Annotated in this window: 17 protein-coding genes and 1 pseudogene; 9 read left to right on the forward strand and 9 right to left on the reverse strand. The window is 59.8% G+C overall.

Annotated features, from left to right (window positions below; translation table 11 throughout):
* Window positions 1-59: 59 nt before the first annotated feature.
* Complete coding sequence (locus tag K3F48_RS02400) at window positions 60-590, forward strand: hypothetical protein (RefSeq protein WP_222573806.1); 531 nt, start codon at window positions 60-62, stop codon at window positions 588-590.
* Between the two features lie 153 nt (window positions 591-743).
* Window positions 744-854, forward strand: a pseudogene (locus K3F48_RS02405) (IS630 family transposase); the annotation flags it as partial.
* Between the two features lie 185 nt (window positions 855-1,039).
* Here the strand turns inward: K3F48_RS02405 and K3F48_RS02410 are convergent.
* Window positions 1,040-1,516 carry a MucR family transcriptional regulator gene (locus K3F48_RS02410; protein ID WP_222573807.1) on the reverse strand — a complete coding sequence of 159 codons (477 nt, stop codon included), beginning with the start codon at window positions 1,514-1,516 and terminating at the stop codon, window positions 1,040-1,042.
* Between the two features lie 178 nt (window positions 1,517-1,694).
* Window positions 1,695-1,898: a hypothetical protein gene (locus K3F48_RS02415; RefSeq protein ID WP_222573808.1), complete on the reverse strand. Its 204-nt coding sequence runs from the start codon at window positions 1,896-1,898 to the stop codon at window positions 1,695-1,697.
* Between the two features lie 434 nt (window positions 1,899-2,332).
* Between K3F48_RS02415 and K3F48_RS02420 the strand changes: the two genes are divergently transcribed.
* Window positions 2,333-2,797, forward strand: coding sequence for a hypothetical protein (locus K3F48_RS02420; RefSeq protein ID WP_222573809.1), 465 nt, complete (start codon window positions 2,333-2,335; stop codon window positions 2,795-2,797).
* Window positions 2,798-2,822: 25 nt separating this feature from the next.
* On the opposite strand, the gene K3F48_RS02425 is transcribed toward K3F48_RS02420, so the two are convergent.
* A complete protein-coding gene (locus tag K3F48_RS02425; protein ID WP_222573810.1) occupies window positions 2,823-3,263 on the reverse strand; it encodes a hypothetical protein in 441 nt (146 codons plus the stop codon).
* On the reverse strand, window positions 3,260-3,520 hold the full coding sequence (locus K3F48_RS02430; protein WP_222573811.1) for a type II toxin-antitoxin system prevent-host-death family antitoxin: 261 nt from the start codon (window positions 3,518-3,520) through the stop codon (window positions 3,260-3,262). The genes K3F48_RS02425 and K3F48_RS02430 overlap by 4 nt, the downstream gene beginning before the upstream one ends.
* Window positions 3,521-4,026: 506 nt before the next feature.
* Here K3F48_RS02430 and K3F48_RS02435 point away from each other — a divergent pair.
* Window positions 4,027-5,229 (forward strand): hypothetical protein, encoded by a 1,203-nt coding sequence (locus K3F48_RS02435; RefSeq protein WP_222573812.1) that lies wholly within the window; start codon window positions 4,027-4,029, stop codon window positions 5,227-5,229.
* Window positions 5,230-5,233: 4 nt separating this feature from the next.
* On the opposite strand, the gene K3F48_RS02440 is transcribed toward K3F48_RS02435, so the two are convergent.
* Window positions 5,234-5,587 (reverse strand): hypothetical protein, encoded by a 354-nt coding sequence (locus K3F48_RS02440; RefSeq protein ID WP_222573813.1) that lies wholly within the window; start codon window positions 5,585-5,587, stop codon window positions 5,234-5,236.
* Between the two features lie 621 nt (window positions 5,588-6,208).
* Between K3F48_RS02440 and K3F48_RS02445 the strand changes: the two genes are divergently transcribed.
* Window positions 6,209-6,895: a site-specific integrase gene (locus tag K3F48_RS02445; RefSeq protein ID WP_222573814.1), complete on the forward strand. Its 687-nt coding sequence runs from the start codon at window positions 6,209-6,211 to the stop codon at window positions 6,893-6,895.
* A gap of 12 nt (window positions 6,896-6,907) precedes the next feature.
* Here K3F48_RS02445 and K3F48_RS02450 read toward each other — a convergent pair whose 3' ends face one another.
* Window positions 6,908-7,228 carry a DNA-binding protein gene (locus K3F48_RS02450; RefSeq protein ID WP_222573815.1) on the reverse strand — a complete coding sequence of 107 codons (321 nt, stop codon included), beginning with the start codon at window positions 7,226-7,228 and terminating at the stop codon, window positions 6,908-6,910.
* Between the two features lie 311 nt (window positions 7,229-7,539).
* Between K3F48_RS02450 and K3F48_RS02455 the strand changes: the two genes are divergently transcribed.
* Entirely contained in the window at window positions 7,540-8,454 is a 915-nt protein-coding gene (locus tag K3F48_RS02455; protein WP_222573816.1) for a hypothetical protein, read from the forward strand.
* A gap of 89 nt (window positions 8,455-8,543) precedes the next feature.
* On the opposite strand, the gene K3F48_RS02460 is transcribed toward K3F48_RS02455, so the two are convergent.
* The 3 genes from K3F48_RS02460 to K3F48_RS02470 form a co-directional block, all read right to left on the reverse strand.
* A complete protein-coding gene (locus K3F48_RS02460; protein ID WP_222573817.1) occupies window positions 8,544-8,807 on the reverse strand; it encodes a DNA-binding protein in 264 nt (87 codons plus the stop codon).
* 228 nt (window positions 8,808-9,035) lie between these two features.
* Complete coding sequence (locus K3F48_RS02465) at window positions 9,036-10,319, reverse strand: hypothetical protein (protein WP_222573818.1); 1,284 nt, start codon at window positions 10,317-10,319, stop codon at window positions 9,036-9,038.
* A gap of 261 nt (window positions 10,320-10,580) precedes the next feature.
* Window positions 10,581-11,192: a hypothetical protein gene (locus tag K3F48_RS02470; protein WP_222573819.1), complete on the reverse strand. Its 612-nt coding sequence runs from the start codon at window positions 11,190-11,192 to the stop codon at window positions 10,581-10,583.
* Between the two features lie 138 nt (window positions 11,193-11,330).
* Here K3F48_RS02470 and K3F48_RS02475 point away from each other — a divergent pair, with 138 nt between their 5' ends.
* The 3 genes from K3F48_RS02475 to K3F48_RS02485 all read left to right on the forward strand — a co-directional run bounded on the left by K3F48_RS02475 (window position 11,331) and on the right by K3F48_RS02485 (window position 15,511).
* Window positions 11,331-12,848 carry a CHAT domain-containing protein gene (locus K3F48_RS02475; RefSeq protein ID WP_222573820.1) on the forward strand — a complete coding sequence of 506 codons (1,518 nt, stop codon included), beginning with the start codon at window positions 11,331-11,333 and terminating at the stop codon, window positions 12,846-12,848.
* A gap of 72 nt (window positions 12,849-12,920) precedes the next feature.
* Window positions 12,921-13,868, forward strand: coding sequence for a helix-turn-helix domain-containing protein (locus tag K3F48_RS02480; protein ID WP_222573821.1), 948 nt, complete (start codon window positions 12,921-12,923; stop codon window positions 13,866-13,868).
* A 155-nt stretch (window positions 13,869-14,023) separates the two neighbouring features.
* Window positions 14,024-15,511 (forward strand): hypothetical protein, encoded by a 1,488-nt coding sequence (locus K3F48_RS02485; protein ID WP_222573822.1) that lies wholly within the window; start codon window positions 14,024-14,026, stop codon window positions 15,509-15,511.
* The last annotated feature ends 5 nt before the right edge of the window (window positions 15,512-15,516 follow it).

Here is a 15,516-nt window from a genome sequence, read left to right on the forward strand (position 1 = left end):
CGAATTGCTATCGTTACATGTATAATACTATAGCTATCAAGGTAGCAGGAGTCTAAATTATGCGTTTTATTTCCATATCTGCCTTGATCTTTTGCAGCATAATCGCGGCTTCCTCTGCCTTTGCAGCAAGTAATACAACAATTTTTCCGCCTGTTAAATGGGGCACGGACCAGTGGCCCGCCACCGGAGACCCCGAGTGCGCCATCACCTACGAGGCCGGGAAGTCCTCCACCATTTGCCGCACGGGGCAGCAGGTCATGAAGCTTGCCTTGCCAGATTGCGCGGTAGGGCAAGTTGTAACTTATACGGCGTCGGGTTTTGAATGCTCAACAGCTCCGGCGATCACTTTAAGCTGCCCTACAGGAAAGGTTCTTACCGGCATCGACAACAACAATCCCGTCTGTACGGATATGACAGCAGGCGGTGCATCATGCCAAACCCCCAATGGGGAAATGCTTAACGGACAGACATGGTATGAAGAAGCTCCTTGCTTCAACGGGTTTACACAAGCTTATGTATGGCAATGCCTCAATGGGAATGCAATTCAAGGAGGGCCAGTTACAACGGGCGGACAATGCAACACTAATTAATTGAACCGATATGGCACAATTGGAAAGCGGATGCACATGCCGCGCCCCCTTTGTTATCGCGAAAACGTTGGAGCATCGTCCGCGCATGGCGATTCAATAAAACGGTGCAGATTCCCATATCTGAAGCGGAGCGCTGAGCGGCGGGAGCGGATCATGGCGCGGTCGATGGTTCTTCACGAGAAGGTGATGAAGGCGATTCGGGGCGGGATGTCTCGCCGACAGGCTGGCGCACGGTTCGATATCGGACCGGCAACCGCCGCAAGGTCTACCATCTCGCCGAAACGTCACGCCTGCCGGTATTCCGCCTCGGCTCGATGCTGTGCGCGAGGCGCTCGGTCTTGCTCGAATGGATCAGGCATCAGGAAAATCGTGGCTGGATACGCCCGAAGCCATAGCCCGATGAGGGCGACGGCTGCGCAGCCTCCGATGTCGAACTCTCGGAAAGAATGTCAGGCGTTGGCCGCCGTTTTCTTCCTGGGCCGTCCGGCAATCGGTTTCTTCGCTACGACGGGCGCTTTGACACCCGGCTTGCGGCCGAGGCCGAGCGACTTGGCGAGGGCCGAGCGCTGCGCGGCATAGGCGGGCGCGACGAGCGGATAGTCCTTCTTCAGGTCGAAGGTGGCACGGTATTCGTCCGGCGCGAGCTTGTGCTCGGCCTGCAAATGTCGCTTGAGCGATTTGAACTTGTCACCGCAGCAGAGGCAGGTGATGGCGTCGTCGGCGACTGATTTCCTGATCGGCACGGCGGGCTGGCGCTTCTCCGCTCCCTCGCCCGCAGGCGGCGCGGCGAACGCATCTCCGTTCCCGCCGAAGGCTTTCTTCACGGTTTCGATCACCGAAGGCAGATCGGCTGGAGCGACACTATTGTTGGACAGGTACGAGGACAGGATTTGCGCGACAAGCGCCTTGTCGTCGGCATCGGCCATTGCTTTGTCCCTCGGCTATCGATTCGATGCCGATAGGACGTGATATTTGTCGGGAAAGCAATCAGTCCAGGCAGGAAAGCAGTATTTTTTCGAACGCCGCCGGCGTGCTGATCATGCCTTTTGAAAAAGGGGATAAGAGGATAGCGACGTCAAAAGTCACCATTTGGAAATTTTGTTCCTAATGCAGGCGACGATTATTCGCGCTTTCGATCCAGTCGGCGGCCGCATGCCAGATACCCTTGACCAAAGGCGATACATAAAGGAAGCGGCTATATTCTCCTTCACCTGCGGCCATCATACGCAGTTCTTCGACGAGCGTTTCCGCAGAGTTTGCTGTATCTTCCAGAGCATCCCTGAGCGGCCCGCTTTTTTTGTTGGTCATGTCTCTCTCCCTAATGCAAACGATCTCCAGAGAAGGATTCTCTGGAGATCGGGGAGCTTGAAACCGTACAGGACGGTGCAGCGTATTTACGCTCACGCGCTGTTGTATTCCGCCGCCTCCCCAACCGGTTGGTCGAGAGGCACATCGGATTTTCGAGCTGATGTGAACGGCTCGCCTGTAGAGGTTTCAAGACCTCCGAAACAGTCTTTTTCACTGCTTTGGCTGAAATATATAAAATATGCACTGTAATGGCAATAACGCACTGGCTTCATTGCAGCGCAATTAACTGTTTAATAAAACGTATCAGATAATTTTGTCGCAGAATATTCGACGGCTACCCATGCTCTTTGAGGTATATGTTTATGAAGGCAGCTTCAAACGACGATGCACAGCACTTCAGGCCGAGGGCTTTCGAGGTTATTCAGAATTACACCATGGAACTCGCGAAGCTGAAAAACGTGCCGCTTCATCCAAAAAGATGTGGGAACATAGCCAGTGTGATCATCGACGGACTGACCCCCGCGCAATTCCGATGCATGGGAAAAGCCGAGGGCGTTGTCATTCCCCGCGTAATTCACCTGAGCCTCGATAGCGGCCTCGACTATGATTACGCCTGGATCGTCGTACATTCATCAATTACCACTGTCGGGCTCGGCGCGTCTGTTGAAATGAAAGACAGGCTGGTCGAAACCTTCTACGACAGAGTGAGCGGCCATCGTGCGGCCGATCCTCAACGCCCAATGTTGCGCTGGCCGACAACGGAGGCGCTCAAGGATGTCCTGTTGGAACGCATCGGGCATTTGCCCGCGTCGTGCAGCCCTGACGATCTGTTGAAGGCTCTCCTGTATCCCACAATGGTCGAGCCGATCACAGGGCCGATGATGTATTGTGAAGCGTGAAAGACGGCCCGCCGTGTATGCGGGCTTATTCGGTGCGCGGAACGCTCGTCAGGCGGCGTTCGAGGTGAGCTTGCAAAACCCTGTCTCGGACATGCGCATAGAAGTTTGGCGGCAACATTCCATAGACAAAGCGCGAGAGCGCCTTACCCGAGACGGCAGGCCGTAGGTCGGCCCCCGGCCATAAGAAATCGTTGGTTTCCGTCACGACAATCCATGACCGCAGATCATCGAGGCCAAGGTGCTTCTTGATCGAGGCGGGAATCTCGATCGCCTCACCGGGGTCAGAGGGCGGACTGTGCGTGATCGGCAGCACGGTCACGACTTCGCGGCCTTCGATGATCTGCTTTGCTGCGATGATCGCGCAGGGCCGAGCCTTCGCGCCTTCCTCAGCCCCGTCGCTATGCTCCCGCGCCCAGAGATACGAATAGCCGATCACGAGTCCCGGCACCGGCGTCGGGAGGCTCATGGCGTCCAGTCTTTGAGGAGATCATTGAGCCCGTCGAACTCCGACGGCACCGCACTCTTGGCGATAGCTTTCAGCGTGTCGTTATCGAGGTCTTCGACCCGCCGCGCCACGCGCCCTTTCGTCAACACTTCAAACAACGCCGCCGACATCAGCACCGTGTGAGCGCGGGCGTTCTTGGTGATGACGACCGGCGCGTGTTGGGCTGCGTCCTGGTAACGCCCGACATTCTGCTGGAATTCGGTCGAGGTGACTTTCATGGCAATTCCTCCTCTATCTATTATAGATAAAGTAGATAATGATTGCAAGAGCGAAATTTCCACTCAAATTTGCAGAAACAGATAAAGATTCTAGCCTTGAACGTTCGTTGCTAACCCAAGATACCGGCATGCCCGCGATCAGGGCCGCACCCGTGCGTTTGCCTTTGAGGCGACGGAATTCTTACGGGGACGCCGAGCGAGCCTTGGCATCTTCCAGCAGCGAACTCCCCGACAGACGGGGCGGACTCATATCGTCAATGTCGTAAAATATGTAAATAAATAGATAAATAAAGCCTTCGTAAATGATCGCAATATATACTGCGGGAATATTTTACGAGAGCCCTTTTCAGGGGCCGGAATTTTGAGGGAATCTCGCTATTGTGCCCTATTGTGGATGTGCGGGATATATTTGAAGACGGGTTATTACCATGGCAGATATTTTGCCACGCTATTTTCTACGCGTTCTCGAAGGCCGCATGGCCTCCGCCGGGCGGAGGCTGTGACGCATGAATTACGGCGCCGCCCTCACCCGTCCCAAAAGCCAGGAGCAGATCGCTGTAACGACTTTCGCGCAGGCGATTTTCGCAGCGATGGACGCACGCGGCATTCCTTCGCCCCTGCCGGCCGATACGCTCGGCACCGTCATGAACGAGAGGATGAAGGCGATATCCCCGGAACAGTTGGCGTCGATCAGGCCGGGTGACAGCAACCTGACGGCCATCGTGAGCCGCAGCATGGATACGGCGTTGAGCGGCTTCTCCGACGCGCAGAAGAAAGCCATGCAGCCGAGCCGCGACCCGCAGAATGGTGGAGACCGAGCGGGCGCCAACGCCGATTTCTTCAAACAGGACGCGTTCGGCCGCATCGGCTGGGACAGGAAGATCGGCGCAGTCGGTGGCGCCTACGCCGCGAACAACGGCGGTTCGTCCTATGGCTATGCCGGTATGGTTTCGCGCTGGGATCCATCGACCGGCGGCGCGGGACTGAATGAAAAGAACTTCCCTGAAACGCCCTTCCAGCATGCGGGCCTCGACCTCGGCACGACGAGGTCACTGTTCGCCAAGGGCTTCAACCAACAGCAAATCCTCGCGGCGGCCAATGACACGAAAGCGCTCGGCTTCAGCCCGCACGACAAGGCGGCGGTGGAAGATCATGCAACCATCCGGAAGCTTGCCCACAACCCGGATGAAATCAACAACCACTTGCGCGGTCTGGATGCCTCGTTGCGAAACAACAAGGAATACCAGGGTTTGGTGGATCAACTTCATCATGCCAAAACAGAGGAGGAGCGCCGCCGCATCAGGGAGCAATTAAAGAAGATCGAACAGAAAGCTGCCGATGAAAATCATGTCACACATGATAAGCATGACACGAAGAACCCTCATAAGGTTCATGAGGCGGTTGGTAGGCGTGAGAAAGAGCTATATAAAAAGTGGCGCCATGAAGAGAAGCTCACTCTTCAACAAAATAAAGCCGAAACACAACAAGGTACAAACGAGCATCATGCGCGGAGGGCGGCGGATACAAAGGTTGAGAAAAATGAAGCACTCCTCGCTGCGCTCCAAAAGCAGCAGCAAGAGCAACACGCCGACGCCCCAGAAAGCACGCCGCCCACTCCGCAAAACAAGCAAGCCTCAGCGCAACCACCTGCACAAGGGAAACCGACACACAGCGCGGCGCTCAGGAAACCTACAAACCCTACAGTCTAGAAGGTCAGCCGCTGTTGCAGGCTGAGGGGTCACGCCGAACCTTGCAGGCGGTGGCCAAAGTAATTTTTGGAAGCATGCCGGGACAAACCTTGGAAATTTCAACAGCGCATTTCCCGGCCTCATCCGCCGCAGCGCCACGCGCCTGCTCCGCCTCCGTCCTCGCCTTCGAGGCTTCCGTCCTCGCCTTCGAGGCAGCCCTCTCCGCCCGCGTGGCGGCTATGTCCTTCTGCAACTGCTCGATACGGGCGCTATCCGCATAAGCAGGCGAAGCCGCCATCAGGGGGTAGGATGCGCCGCTTGCAGCAGCGAGAAATGTCATCGCTGCGGCGGCAACTGTTGATCGAGTGGTCGGTTGCATATAGCCCTCCATCCAGCATTGATCTCAGACTTCGTTACGGCCAAGTAATTAGTTTATATTTACTTGGTCGTTATTTGAGCGTTATATTTTATCGCATTTTTTACTTACTACTATCATATATGGATTCCACAAAAACGCCAAGATGTAAGTAAAACTCGCGTTAACCAAAAAAGACACCACAAAATCGACGTTAAGTCGATCTCTGATGCACCGATCAATCATTTTCTTGAAAGTAATGCGAATACTACATCGTTATTTGCAAGTAACGATTGTAATTACTTTGCCGTAACAGCTTTTTAGTGTCGGAAATACCCCTGAGGCATTCCGGGCGAACGCAGTGAGACCCGGAATCCAGTGTGGTCTGTAAAGCGAAACTGGTTCCCGGATAAATGCCTGCGGAAATTTCCGGGATGCCTTGTTCGCTTTGGTTATGCTGCAACATTATTGCTCATAATGTTGCGCTCCCTCTTGGAAGGACGGCGGATGTACGATATCGTCCTGACGAACATTGACGCTGGCCACGATCCGACGACCCTTGCATCGAAAGGGGAGAGCGAGAGAGGAGAACGGGAAGAGGGGCAAGCCTCTGATCTTTTGAGAGAAAGCTTCCCCTGCAACATTATGAGCAAAAAAGTCTCCTCCCGAACGCGGGAAAATTCGCCCTCGCCGCGCTGGCGGCGGGCGGCGCCTGTCTCCGCTTCCTGCGACGCCGCCGAGCTCTACGCGCAGGACGGCTCGCGCAAATATCTGAATGCCGACGAGAGACGGCGCGTGCTGGCGGCGCTGGACGCGCTGCCGGTCGATCAGGCGCTGTTCGTGCGCACGCTTTTGTGGAGCGGCGCCCGCGTCAGCGAAGTCCTCGCACTCACCGCCACATCATTTCAGATCGAGCGCGGCGTCGTCGCCATCCGCACCCTCAAGCGCCGCCGCCACGCCATGCGCGAGGTGCCCTTGCCCTTCCCGCTCCTCGCGGCGCTGGACGCCCGGTTCGGGCTGACGCAGGCAAACGCCGCCGGCGGGCTCCCGCTTCGGCCCGCGCCCTCGACCCCTCTTTGGGGTTGGTGCCGCCAGACCGCCTGGCGCATCGTCAGGCGGGTCATGGATCAGGCAGGCATTTCCGGTCGCGCAGGGACGCCCCGAGGCCTCCGCCACGCCTTCGGCATCGCCGCCGTGCAGGCGGACGTGCCGCTCGATCTCGTGTCACGCTGGATGGGCCATTCCCGCCTCGCCACCACGGCGATCTACACGGCGGCCTCCGGCCCCGAGGAACGCGCCCTCGCAGAGAGGTTTTGGCAGATGGCGGCGTGAGGGTCGTCGCCGTTAGCGCGTCGACGGCGTCACATGAAATTCGACACCCGCCTGCTTTTGCAGGTAGCTGATAATGCTGAAGAGATTTCGCGCTTGCGGATTGCCACGCGGACCGAGCATGCGGATCAGGCTCTTCGGGGGTGTGGCCGTCGCTTCGCCTAGTTTCTCGAAACCCACAGTCGCCTTGATGTAATCGCGTAGAATTGACTTCCCTGCGTCCACATCCCCGGAAAGCATCGCCTCGATGCCTTCGCGCAGCAGCCCTTCGGCGAAGGCGGGTTCCGCTGCTACGCGACGCTGCACCAGTTCCTTGAAGCTTTTCGATACTGCCATTCGATTATGGTAACATATACGTTACCAATGCGCAAGGCTCATTATGGGGCGCTTTCTTTCCCTATCCACCGAACGCTGCCGGGCGTTTCCGGCGTCACGTCCGATCGGACGGTTCCCACCTCGCCATCACGGCGATCTACACCGCCGCCTCCGGCCCCGAGGAACGCGCCCTCGCGGAGAGGTTTTGGCAGATGGCGGCGTGATGGCGCTGTTAAAATTGGTTATTTAGCTAGTCTTTTCGTCTGATATAAATATATTGCTTTAAATTAGAGGTTATTAAGTGATTGTGAACCACTGTGCTTTAGATATAAATGATTAATAGCATAGATGATTTTATGCAAATGAAGAAAAGCGTAGCCGTTTTCATATTCATTATTTTCGCCGCCCTGTCGGGAAACGCCTCCGCATCAGCGACAAATACGCAAGTGTTTCCACCAAAACAAAGTAATGAAGTCTCTGACTGTCCTAGTGGACAGGAGGCCATACTTAGCTGGAAAAATGGTGCGGCCTATACTCACTGTCTCGACAAGGATGAAGTGCGACGTTTCGCTATCCCCGGAAAGCCTGAGGGACAAGACGTTTTATCAACCGCGCTACCCGGTTGCGCGGCTGGACAAGTCGTGACTCATACGGCCTCTGGGTTTGAATGTTCAAATCCAAACACTCCGAATGTTTGTCCTAACGGCAAAGTACTGACATATACTCAACAGGGTTTCATCTGCGTAGATACCGGCAACCAGACCGTTCCAACCTGCGCGCCGGGGCAATTTCTCACATATAATGGTACGAATTTTGCCTGCTCTGGCACCCAGCCACCTGCGATCACTTTGAGCTGCCCGACCGGTAAGGTTCTTACTGGCATCAACAACAATCAGCCTGTTTGCGCCGACGCAGCCGCAGGAGGCGGCGGAGGAAACGTCTGCTATCAGTGGTCGCCACCGGAGCTGTATACCCCTACTTGTAGCAATCCGGACTACCAAGATTGTGGTTCTACATGGCGTGACCCGCGTTTCGTCGGCCCTGTGAAATGCCCGGCCGGTTGCAGCGCAGGACAAGTCGTGATTGCAAACGGCTTTGGCGGGGAAGGCCCGCCAATATCTGCTGGCCCGGCGGACTTTATATGCAAAAACCCACCGGCAGCGACAAAAATCGACCAAAATAATCCACTTTTTGGAAAGCCATCATACAACTGGGGACTTGTGTATGACTCCTATTGGCACTGGTAATAGATGGTGCCAGAAAAAATGGCACACTTGTTGTAGCTAGGGAAGATCACGCTGAAGTATCCACCGAACTCTGCCGGGCGCTTCCGGCATCACGTTGGATCTGACGGTTGCCGCCTCACCATCACGGCCAGCCGGTGCGCCGAGCGCGCCTCCTGCTCGGCGATCCAGGCGGTCAAGACCGACCGGCGGGCGCAGAGCTTGCTCCCCAGCCTGAACACCGGCAGGCGCGACGTCTCGGCGAGGTGGTAGACCCTGCGCCGATGCTTCCTGTCGCCGAACAGGAAGTCCGCGATGTCCTCCGCGCCGCACAGCAGGTCGGAAGCGAGATTGTCCCCGGTCGTTCTTTCTTCCATCGGTTCGTCCTGCCCATTTGACGACGCATCCGCTTTCGCTTTCGCGAGGCCGGCGGCGCGCCGACTCCCGTCTGCCCCCGTCTACCCTTCAACCCTAAGAGGGAAACGGCCCGGCGCCATCGGCAGGGAATTGCAGAAAATTGCACGCTCGCAGCGGGACGGCGCGCCAGTCTCGGCGATCGTGTCGGCGACCGTTCCCATCGCGCCAGAGTCGTGGCAACCTGCGCGTCATTTCACGGCTGCTCCGGCCCGCCACAGGATCGCGAGGCGACGATGTCTCAGTCCATGTATGCGAGCGTCCAACGGCTTTTGGCCTTTCAGACGCCGCTCGAGTTTCTCGTGTCGCTGGAGGAAGCTCCCGAGCAATTGGCCGCCGACAATCTCGAAACGCTGCGTCTTTATAGCGAGAGCCCCTTGTGGCCCCGGCAGCGGGCGCGGATCGCCAATATCCTGCACGTTGCCACGTCTTGCGCCGAATGCGGGGTCGGCGCCGTGCGCGACGAGCTTCTCCGGGAGAAAATCCGGTCGTGGCAGGACTATGCCGAGCATCATGCGACGGCAGGCGGCGACGAGGCCTGTTGCGTTCTCGATCCCGGCGCCGACATCGAGCCTTTGGAGAAAGCCGGTATTTTCTCCGACCTCGCGTCGCATATCGTCGCGAGCATCGGAAATTTCGATGGCGTCGTCGCCGCGAGCCTTCACGGGGCGGCGGGCGTCGCGATGGCCACGGCTGAGGAGCCGCCGGAACCGGAATGGTCTGAACGGACGATCATCCATCTCGAAACAGCGCTGCAAACGATCACGCGAGACGTGGACGAGACAGCCTGGGCGTATTTCCGTGGCGCGCTCGGCGTCGCGTATCGCATGTCGGATGGCGGCGATCGGGACGAAAACATCGAGACCGCTATCGCCTGCTTCGAAGACGCGCTCAGCGTACAGACGCCCGAAGCGGATATGCACAACTGGGCGGTCTCCACTTACCAACTTGGAATCGCGCATCTGGCGCAGGCGGACGCGGCTGGGGCGAGTGGTCGAAAAGCCATGGCCTGCTTCGAGGACGTCTTGAATCGCCTCGAGCCTGCGCGTGAATGGCCGCTGTGGGCGGACGTGCAGATCGCGCTCGGCAGAGCCTGGCTGGAACATGACGAGGGGGAGCCCGAAGAGAATCTCGCAAAGGCTCTGGAGGCGTTCGATGCGCTGCGCGAGAACGCAATCACATTCGGCAAGCCGCTCGGGGAGGCCCACGCATACAAGGAAACGGGCGCCGCGCTCGAGAAAGCCGGCATCGCCGACACCGACCGATTGATCGCCTGCTATCGCAAAGCGCTCGACATCTACAGCCCCGACAACGACTGGGAGTCGTGGACATGGTGCAGCGGCAATCTCGCTCGTGCGCTGATCGATCGGGCATATGTCGACAAGACGGATGACATCGAAGAAGCGATTTTGCTCTTGCGCGGCGTTATCGCCCGTGGGCGCGAGCGAGAGATCGAGGTTTCGGGATTCATTCACGCCTTTCTCGGCAACGCCTATCTCCTGCGGAAGAAAGGGACGCCGGAGCGAAATCAGGACCGGGCCGTATCCTTCTACGAGAAGGCGGCGGCAAGCGAGGACGCCGGCTCCATACCGCGCATCTGGTGCGATCTGGCGTTCGCTTTCAGAAACCGGACGCGTGGCGACCGCGCCGCGAATATCGAGCGGTCGCTCCAGTGTTTCGAAACATCGGTCGGGATGCTGGCGGAAAGTGGCGATGATCCTGACCTGAGGGCGTCGCTACAGGCCGAACTGGCGCAGACCTATCTGCGCCGTCTCTACCATGACGACGGCGAAAACATCGCCTCGGCGGTCAATCACGCCTCCGAGGCGCTGGCGGCGGCTCCTCGCGGCGAACATTGGCGTGGCCGCGTCGCCGCGCTGCAAGCGCTCGGCGACGCCTATGAGAAGCTTCAGGCATTGGCCTATGGTGAGGTCGACAAGGCCGTGGAATATCTGGAGGAGGCTCTCCAGCTGTGCACGGAAAGAGGCGATCCGCACGAGGCGGCCTCGATCGCGTCGAAACTCGGGCATGCTTTTCTTACGCGCAAGGCCGGCGACGTGGACGCCAATGTCGAGGCGGCGATCAAGCATTATACGATGGCGTTGTCCCTCGGCGAGGACGACGACAACACCCGGCAAGCCCACTGGATGCAAGGCCTGGGACTCGCCTATCTCGGGCGGCGGCGCGGCGATCCGTCGGAAAACCGCAGGATCGCGCTGGCGCATATTCGGCACGCAGGCGAGATCGGACGGGATGAATTCAGTGCGAGCGATCTCGTTGCGCAGAATCTCGCCGAGGCCAGGGCGCTGATGGCGATGGGCCGCGAGCACTGGGGCGAAGCTCTGCATGTCATCGACCGGGCCTTCGATGCGTCGGACGATTGCTGGCGCGAGGCCGTGACGCCGATGGCGCGAGCGGAACTCATCGACGCCATCGTCGACGCCGGCGGCTGGGCGGCGCTCGCCTATGCGGCGCAGGGCGATTGTGTGACGGCGCTCGAGCGCCTGGAGGCGGTTCGCGGCGTCACGCTGCGGGAAATGCTCACCTTCGAACGAATGGCGTCGTCGGAGGCCGACGACGACAGACGGGCCGCGATCCGAAACGCCACAAAGCGCGTCGCCACCCTGCGCGCCGAGGCGACCAGCTTCCTGACGATGACGCGACCGTTCCTGACGGTCGCTGACGAATTGGCCGCCGCGCAGGAGGAATTGTCCGACGCGCTGCGCAAGGCGCAGGGGCGAGCCATGGCAGCGCTCGGCCCGGTTCTGGCGTCTCTGCCGGAGGGAAGCGTGCTCATCACGCCCGTCGCCACGGAGTTCGGCGGGATCGTGTTCGTTGTGCCATCGGGCGTCGCCGCGCCAGACCACCGGCACGTCATCGAGATGCCGGAGCTCACTTTCGCCAACGTGCGCGAACGACGACAAAAATGGAGCGCGGCATATGGCGAAGCGTGCAACCCGGCTCCGCTCGATATGAGCGCCCGGAACGAAGAGGAGGCATGGCGCGTCGCGGCGCTTTCGCTTCAGGAAATTACCGAGTGGCTGGGCGCGAAGGTCATGGCCCCCGTTCTCGAAAAGATCAGGGAACTCGAGGAAGCCCATCGACCGCCAGACGGGAGCGACAGGTCGGCGCATCTCGTGATCATGCCCACAGGCGACTTTGGCGCGCTGCCGTTTCATGCCGCCCTTTGCGCATTCGACGACGCGAAGCGTCCTCTCATAAGGGAGCACATTGTTTCCTACACGCCGAGCCTCCAGGCTTTGAAGGCGGCGGTCGAACGGGCGCAGCGTACGGAGCAGGACGCATCGGGCGGCGCGCTGGCGCTGGTCAATCCCGGTCACGACCTGCGGTTTGGCGAAACGATCGAGGCGCCTGCCCTGCATCGCCTGTTCCCCGACGGCATGATCCTGGTCGGGGACGAGGCATCGAAGGAGGCGTTTCTGGAGCATGCGGCGTCACGGCGGTATCTTCATCTCTCGTGCCACGGACGGTTCGACATCATGCACCCGGAGCAATCCGGGATGAAGCTTGCCTCGAGCGAATGGCTGACGCTTCCGGAGATCACCGGCGGCCTCGGGATCGACAGGTGTCGTTGGCTGATGCTGGCGGCGTGCGAAACGGCGATGACCGGTCTCTTCCATACGGTCGAAGAATCGGTTGGGCCGATCACGGCCTTTCTGATGGCGGGCGCGGCCTGCGTGACCGGCGCGCTGTGGGCGATGCCCGATGTCAGCGCCGCCCTCGTCGCGTCAAGAGGCTATGAAGAACATTTGCATCGACAACTGCCGCCCGCGCAGGCGGTGCGCGCCGCCGTTCTCTGGTTGATGGATTTGTCGCGTGACGACTTGCGCAGGATCATCGGGTCGGAGGATGGCGGCGCGGCATGGCGCTATCGTCTCGCCGACATCGACGACGCCCCCGGCGCGGGCGGTAGCGCGCCGGACGCCGAGCGCCCCTTCGCGTCGCCATTGTTCTGGGCTCCGTTTACAGTCTGGGGAATGTGAACCGTTGCGCCTCTCGGCATGGCGACCGGATAGTCGGAACGGATATGAATGGCGTGCTGCCCGGATACGAACATGAGAAGCGATGACGAGCCCCATAGCGGAATCATTCCGGACCAAGGCAAGAAGCTCACCTATCTCATTACGGTCAGAGGTGACCAACGTCCGGTGGCCCGCGACAAACAGCATGCGCTCGGCGATATAGTGAATCGGGATGGCTTGTCCTATCCGTCTCCCGTCGTGACGAACCAGGCGCGGCTCGCCGAGGCGCTCGGCCTCGACGCGACAGCCGTGACGCGCTGGGTCAAGGAGCAGTTGCGCATCCCGGTGCCCCACATCAAGGAAATATGCCGCATCTTCCAGATCGACGAGCAGGTTTTTCGGGAGCGGGATTTCGACGCGCTCAGGCAATACTGCGCCGGCAGTTCGTTGCGGTCTCCGACAGACTGGCGCGACACCTTTCTCGGAAAGATCGACGTTCGAGGAAGCATCATGCTCACGGACCCGTTTTCCGGGCAGATCGGCCGCACGCGCTATGCGGGGATCGGTGAGGACGATACCGACGAATTGCCCGCGACCGAAGTTCCCGCCGGTGCGCCGTTCTGGATGGACTTCGTCAGCCCTCGCGGCCGCGACGGCAAGCCGCTCTGGGCCGATTGGCCCATGCTGCTGTTCAACCACGATGTGCGCATTCATGGATTCAAATGCTTCCTGCCCGCCTACCGCGAGCATGAAGCGTTCCGGCAGGAGGTGTTTCCGGCAAAAGGAGCGCTTGTCTTGCCGCGCAGGCCCGTGCTCAAGCATCCGGTCGAGGATGCGGGCGAGTTCGAGATGATCTTGATCGTCGCGCAGGATCGATTTCCGGACGATGTCACCGGACGACTGTCCGACAAGCGGGCGCATGGCGCGGCGATCGAGGACGCCTTGCGGATTCTTTCGGAATGGATCGGTGATCGCATGAAGCGCGGAACAGCCGACATGGGAAAGGCGCGCTACCGCGTCGTATTACCAACCGCCCGATGAACTGACTCATTGGGAGTTCGGCGACTTGGTATAAAAAGCTCAGGCAGCGCAGCGTAAGAAGCGGAAGGCTCCCGAACGCAAGTTTCTTGCAGATTCCGGTCAACGCGTTTCCCGGGCTTCGCAATTACCTCCTCCTTGTCACAAAGGAGGTTGGCATGGCCCGCACCAAAGATGGATCGATCACGCTCGGCTCGTCCTATATCCCCGTCGGCGACGACTCGTCGCGCCGCCGCATCGACGATGTCGTCTCAAAGTACAATATACTCTTGCGCGCTGCGGAAGCTGGGCGGAAGAACGAGCCGCCGACGAACGACGCGCAGCTCGACGAGACGCAGCGCGAGCTGATCGACGAGAGCCAGGGTTTCGTCGCCGGCGCCACGCGGCGCGCCGGGGCCGAGATCACCGATCGCTGCAACGACATCCGCACGATGCTGCCTGCACCGCTCGACACGGCGCTGGAACAGTCGACCATCCGGCGCGAGGTCGCCGAAACGAAAGACCGCTACCGCGACGATCTTGCTTACGCCTTCCATGAGCAGGAACGAACCAGGCGCGACCTGCGCGCCTTCGAGGAAGAGAACGGACTGCCGCCGCACTCGGCGGTCTATAAGTCGGATGGCGCGATGTTCGCCTCGCTGCTGCTCGCGCTGACGCTTTGCGAGGGGCTGCTGAACGCCTTCCTGTTTCAGGAACTCCAGGATCGTGGACTGATCGGCGGCCTGATGCTGGCCCTGTCGGTCGGCCTCGCCAATGTGCTGATGGGGCTCGGCGCGGGCTTTCTCGGCTGGCGGCTCGCCACCCATGTGCGGCCGCCGCTTCGGCTGCTGGGCATCCTGACGACGGCCTTGTTCATGGCGGCAGCGCTGGCGCTGCATCTGGCGTTGGGCGACTTGCGTGAAGCGATCGGGCGCGAGGCGATCGGGCGCGACGCGGCGGCGCAGATCGACTTTCTGGTGATCCTCAAGCCCTGGCGCTGGTTCGCCTACACCACGATTCCGCCCTTCGTGCTGTTCGTCGTCGGGGTGGCGACCTTCCTGATCGCGGCGATGAAGGGGCGCGGCGGGACGTGGGGGATCGTTGCACCCTATTGGGGTCACGACGGTTTCGACCGCCGCTTTCAGGCAGCGGACGAAGCTTCGCACGACGCCATCGCCAATCTGAAGGACGCCATGCAGAACGCGTTCGACGGGGAGCGCGCCAAGCTGCGGGCGCGCCACGCTGCCGAGCGTGAGCGCCTGAACGATATCCGCCGTCTCGTCGCCGAAGCGCAAGGGGTGATGCGCACGCTCAGCGACTCCATCGACGCGGAGATCGGCCGCCTGCATATCTGGCTGCGCATGTATCGCGACCGCAATCGCGCCGTGCGCAACACGCCCGCGCCGAAATATTTCGAGACCTATCCGGCGTTCGAAGAGTGGCGAAAAACGCGCCTCGATCTCACCGAGCTCATGGCGCTCGCCGAACAGGCGGAAAGCACGCTCGCGGAAAATGGCCGGCGTCTCGCGGCGCTCGAAGAGAAGACGTTGCAGGAACAGGTCACGGTGATCGACGGCATGATCGACACGATCATGGCGACCGAGCGCGGCGCCGCCGGGCAGGTCGACAAGGACGAGGCGTCGCGCCGTCCGCGTTCGCCGAAATGAGCGGA

This window comes from Methylosinus sp. Sm6, from assembly GCF_019802345.1.
GTDB lineage: Bacteria > Pseudomonadota > Alphaproteobacteria > Rhizobiales > Beijerinckiaceae > Methylosinus.

What these genes read in the sequence shown, in the direction of transcription:
- K3F48_RS02480 (WP_222573821.1), top strand. Translation starts at nt 12,921, where the DNA reads ATGAGAAGCGATGACGAGCCCCATAGCGGAATCATTCCGGACCAAGGC.
- K3F48_RS02435 (WP_222573812.1), top strand. Translation starts at nt 4,027, where the DNA reads ATGAATTACGGCGCCGCCCTCACCCGTCCCAAAAGCCAGGAGCAGATC.
- K3F48_RS02455 (WP_222573816.1), top strand. Translation starts at nt 7,540, where the DNA reads ATGATTAATAGCATAGATGATTTTATGCAAATGAAGAAAAGCGTAGCC.
- K3F48_RS02445 (WP_222573814.1), top strand. Translation starts at nt 6,209, where the DNA reads ATGAGCAAAAAAGTCTCCTCCCGAACGCGGGAAAATTCGCCCTCGCCG.
- K3F48_RS02450 (WP_222573815.1), bottom strand. Translation starts at nt 7,228, where the DNA reads ATGGCAGTATCGAAAAGCTTCAAGGAACTGGTGCAGCGTCGCGTAGCA.
- K3F48_RS02425 (WP_222573810.1), bottom strand. Translation starts at nt 3,263, where the DNA reads ATGAGCCTCCCGACGCCGGTGCCGGGACTCGTGATCGGCTATTCGTAT.
- K3F48_RS02470 (WP_222573819.1), bottom strand. Translation starts at nt 11,192, where the DNA reads ATGCAGAGCTTCGCCCCAGTGCTCGCGGCCCATCGCCATCAGCGCCCT.
- K3F48_RS02400 (WP_222573806.1), top strand. Translation starts at nt 60, where the DNA reads ATGCGTTTTATTTCCATATCTGCCTTGATCTTTTGCAGCATAATCGCG.
- K3F48_RS02410 (WP_222573807.1), bottom strand. Translation starts at nt 1,516, where the DNA reads ATGGCCGATGCCGACGACAAGGCGCTTGTCGCGCAAATCCTGTCCTCG.
- K3F48_RS02440 (WP_222573813.1), bottom strand. Translation starts at nt 5,587, where the DNA reads ATGCAACCGACCACTCGATCAACAGTTGCCGCCGCAGCGATGACATTT.
- K3F48_RS02415 (WP_222573808.1), bottom strand. Translation starts at nt 1,898, where the DNA reads ATGACCAACAAAAAAAGCGGGCCGCTCAGGGATGCTCTGGAAGATACA.
- K3F48_RS02430 (WP_222573811.1), bottom strand. Translation starts at nt 3,520, where the DNA reads ATGAAAGTCACCTCGACCGAATTCCAGCAGAATGTCGGGCGTTACCAG.
- K3F48_RS02420 (WP_222573809.1), top strand. Translation starts at nt 2,333, where the DNA reads ATGGAACTCGCGAAGCTGAAAAACGTGCCGCTTCATCCAAAAAGATGT.
- K3F48_RS02460 (WP_222573817.1), bottom strand. Translation starts at nt 8,807, where the DNA reads ATGGAAGAAAGAACGACCGGGGACAATCTCGCTTCCGACCTGCTGTGC.
- K3F48_RS02485 (WP_222573822.1), top strand. Translation starts at nt 14,024, where the DNA reads ATGGCCCGCACCAAAGATGGATCGATCACGCTCGGCTCGTCCTATATC.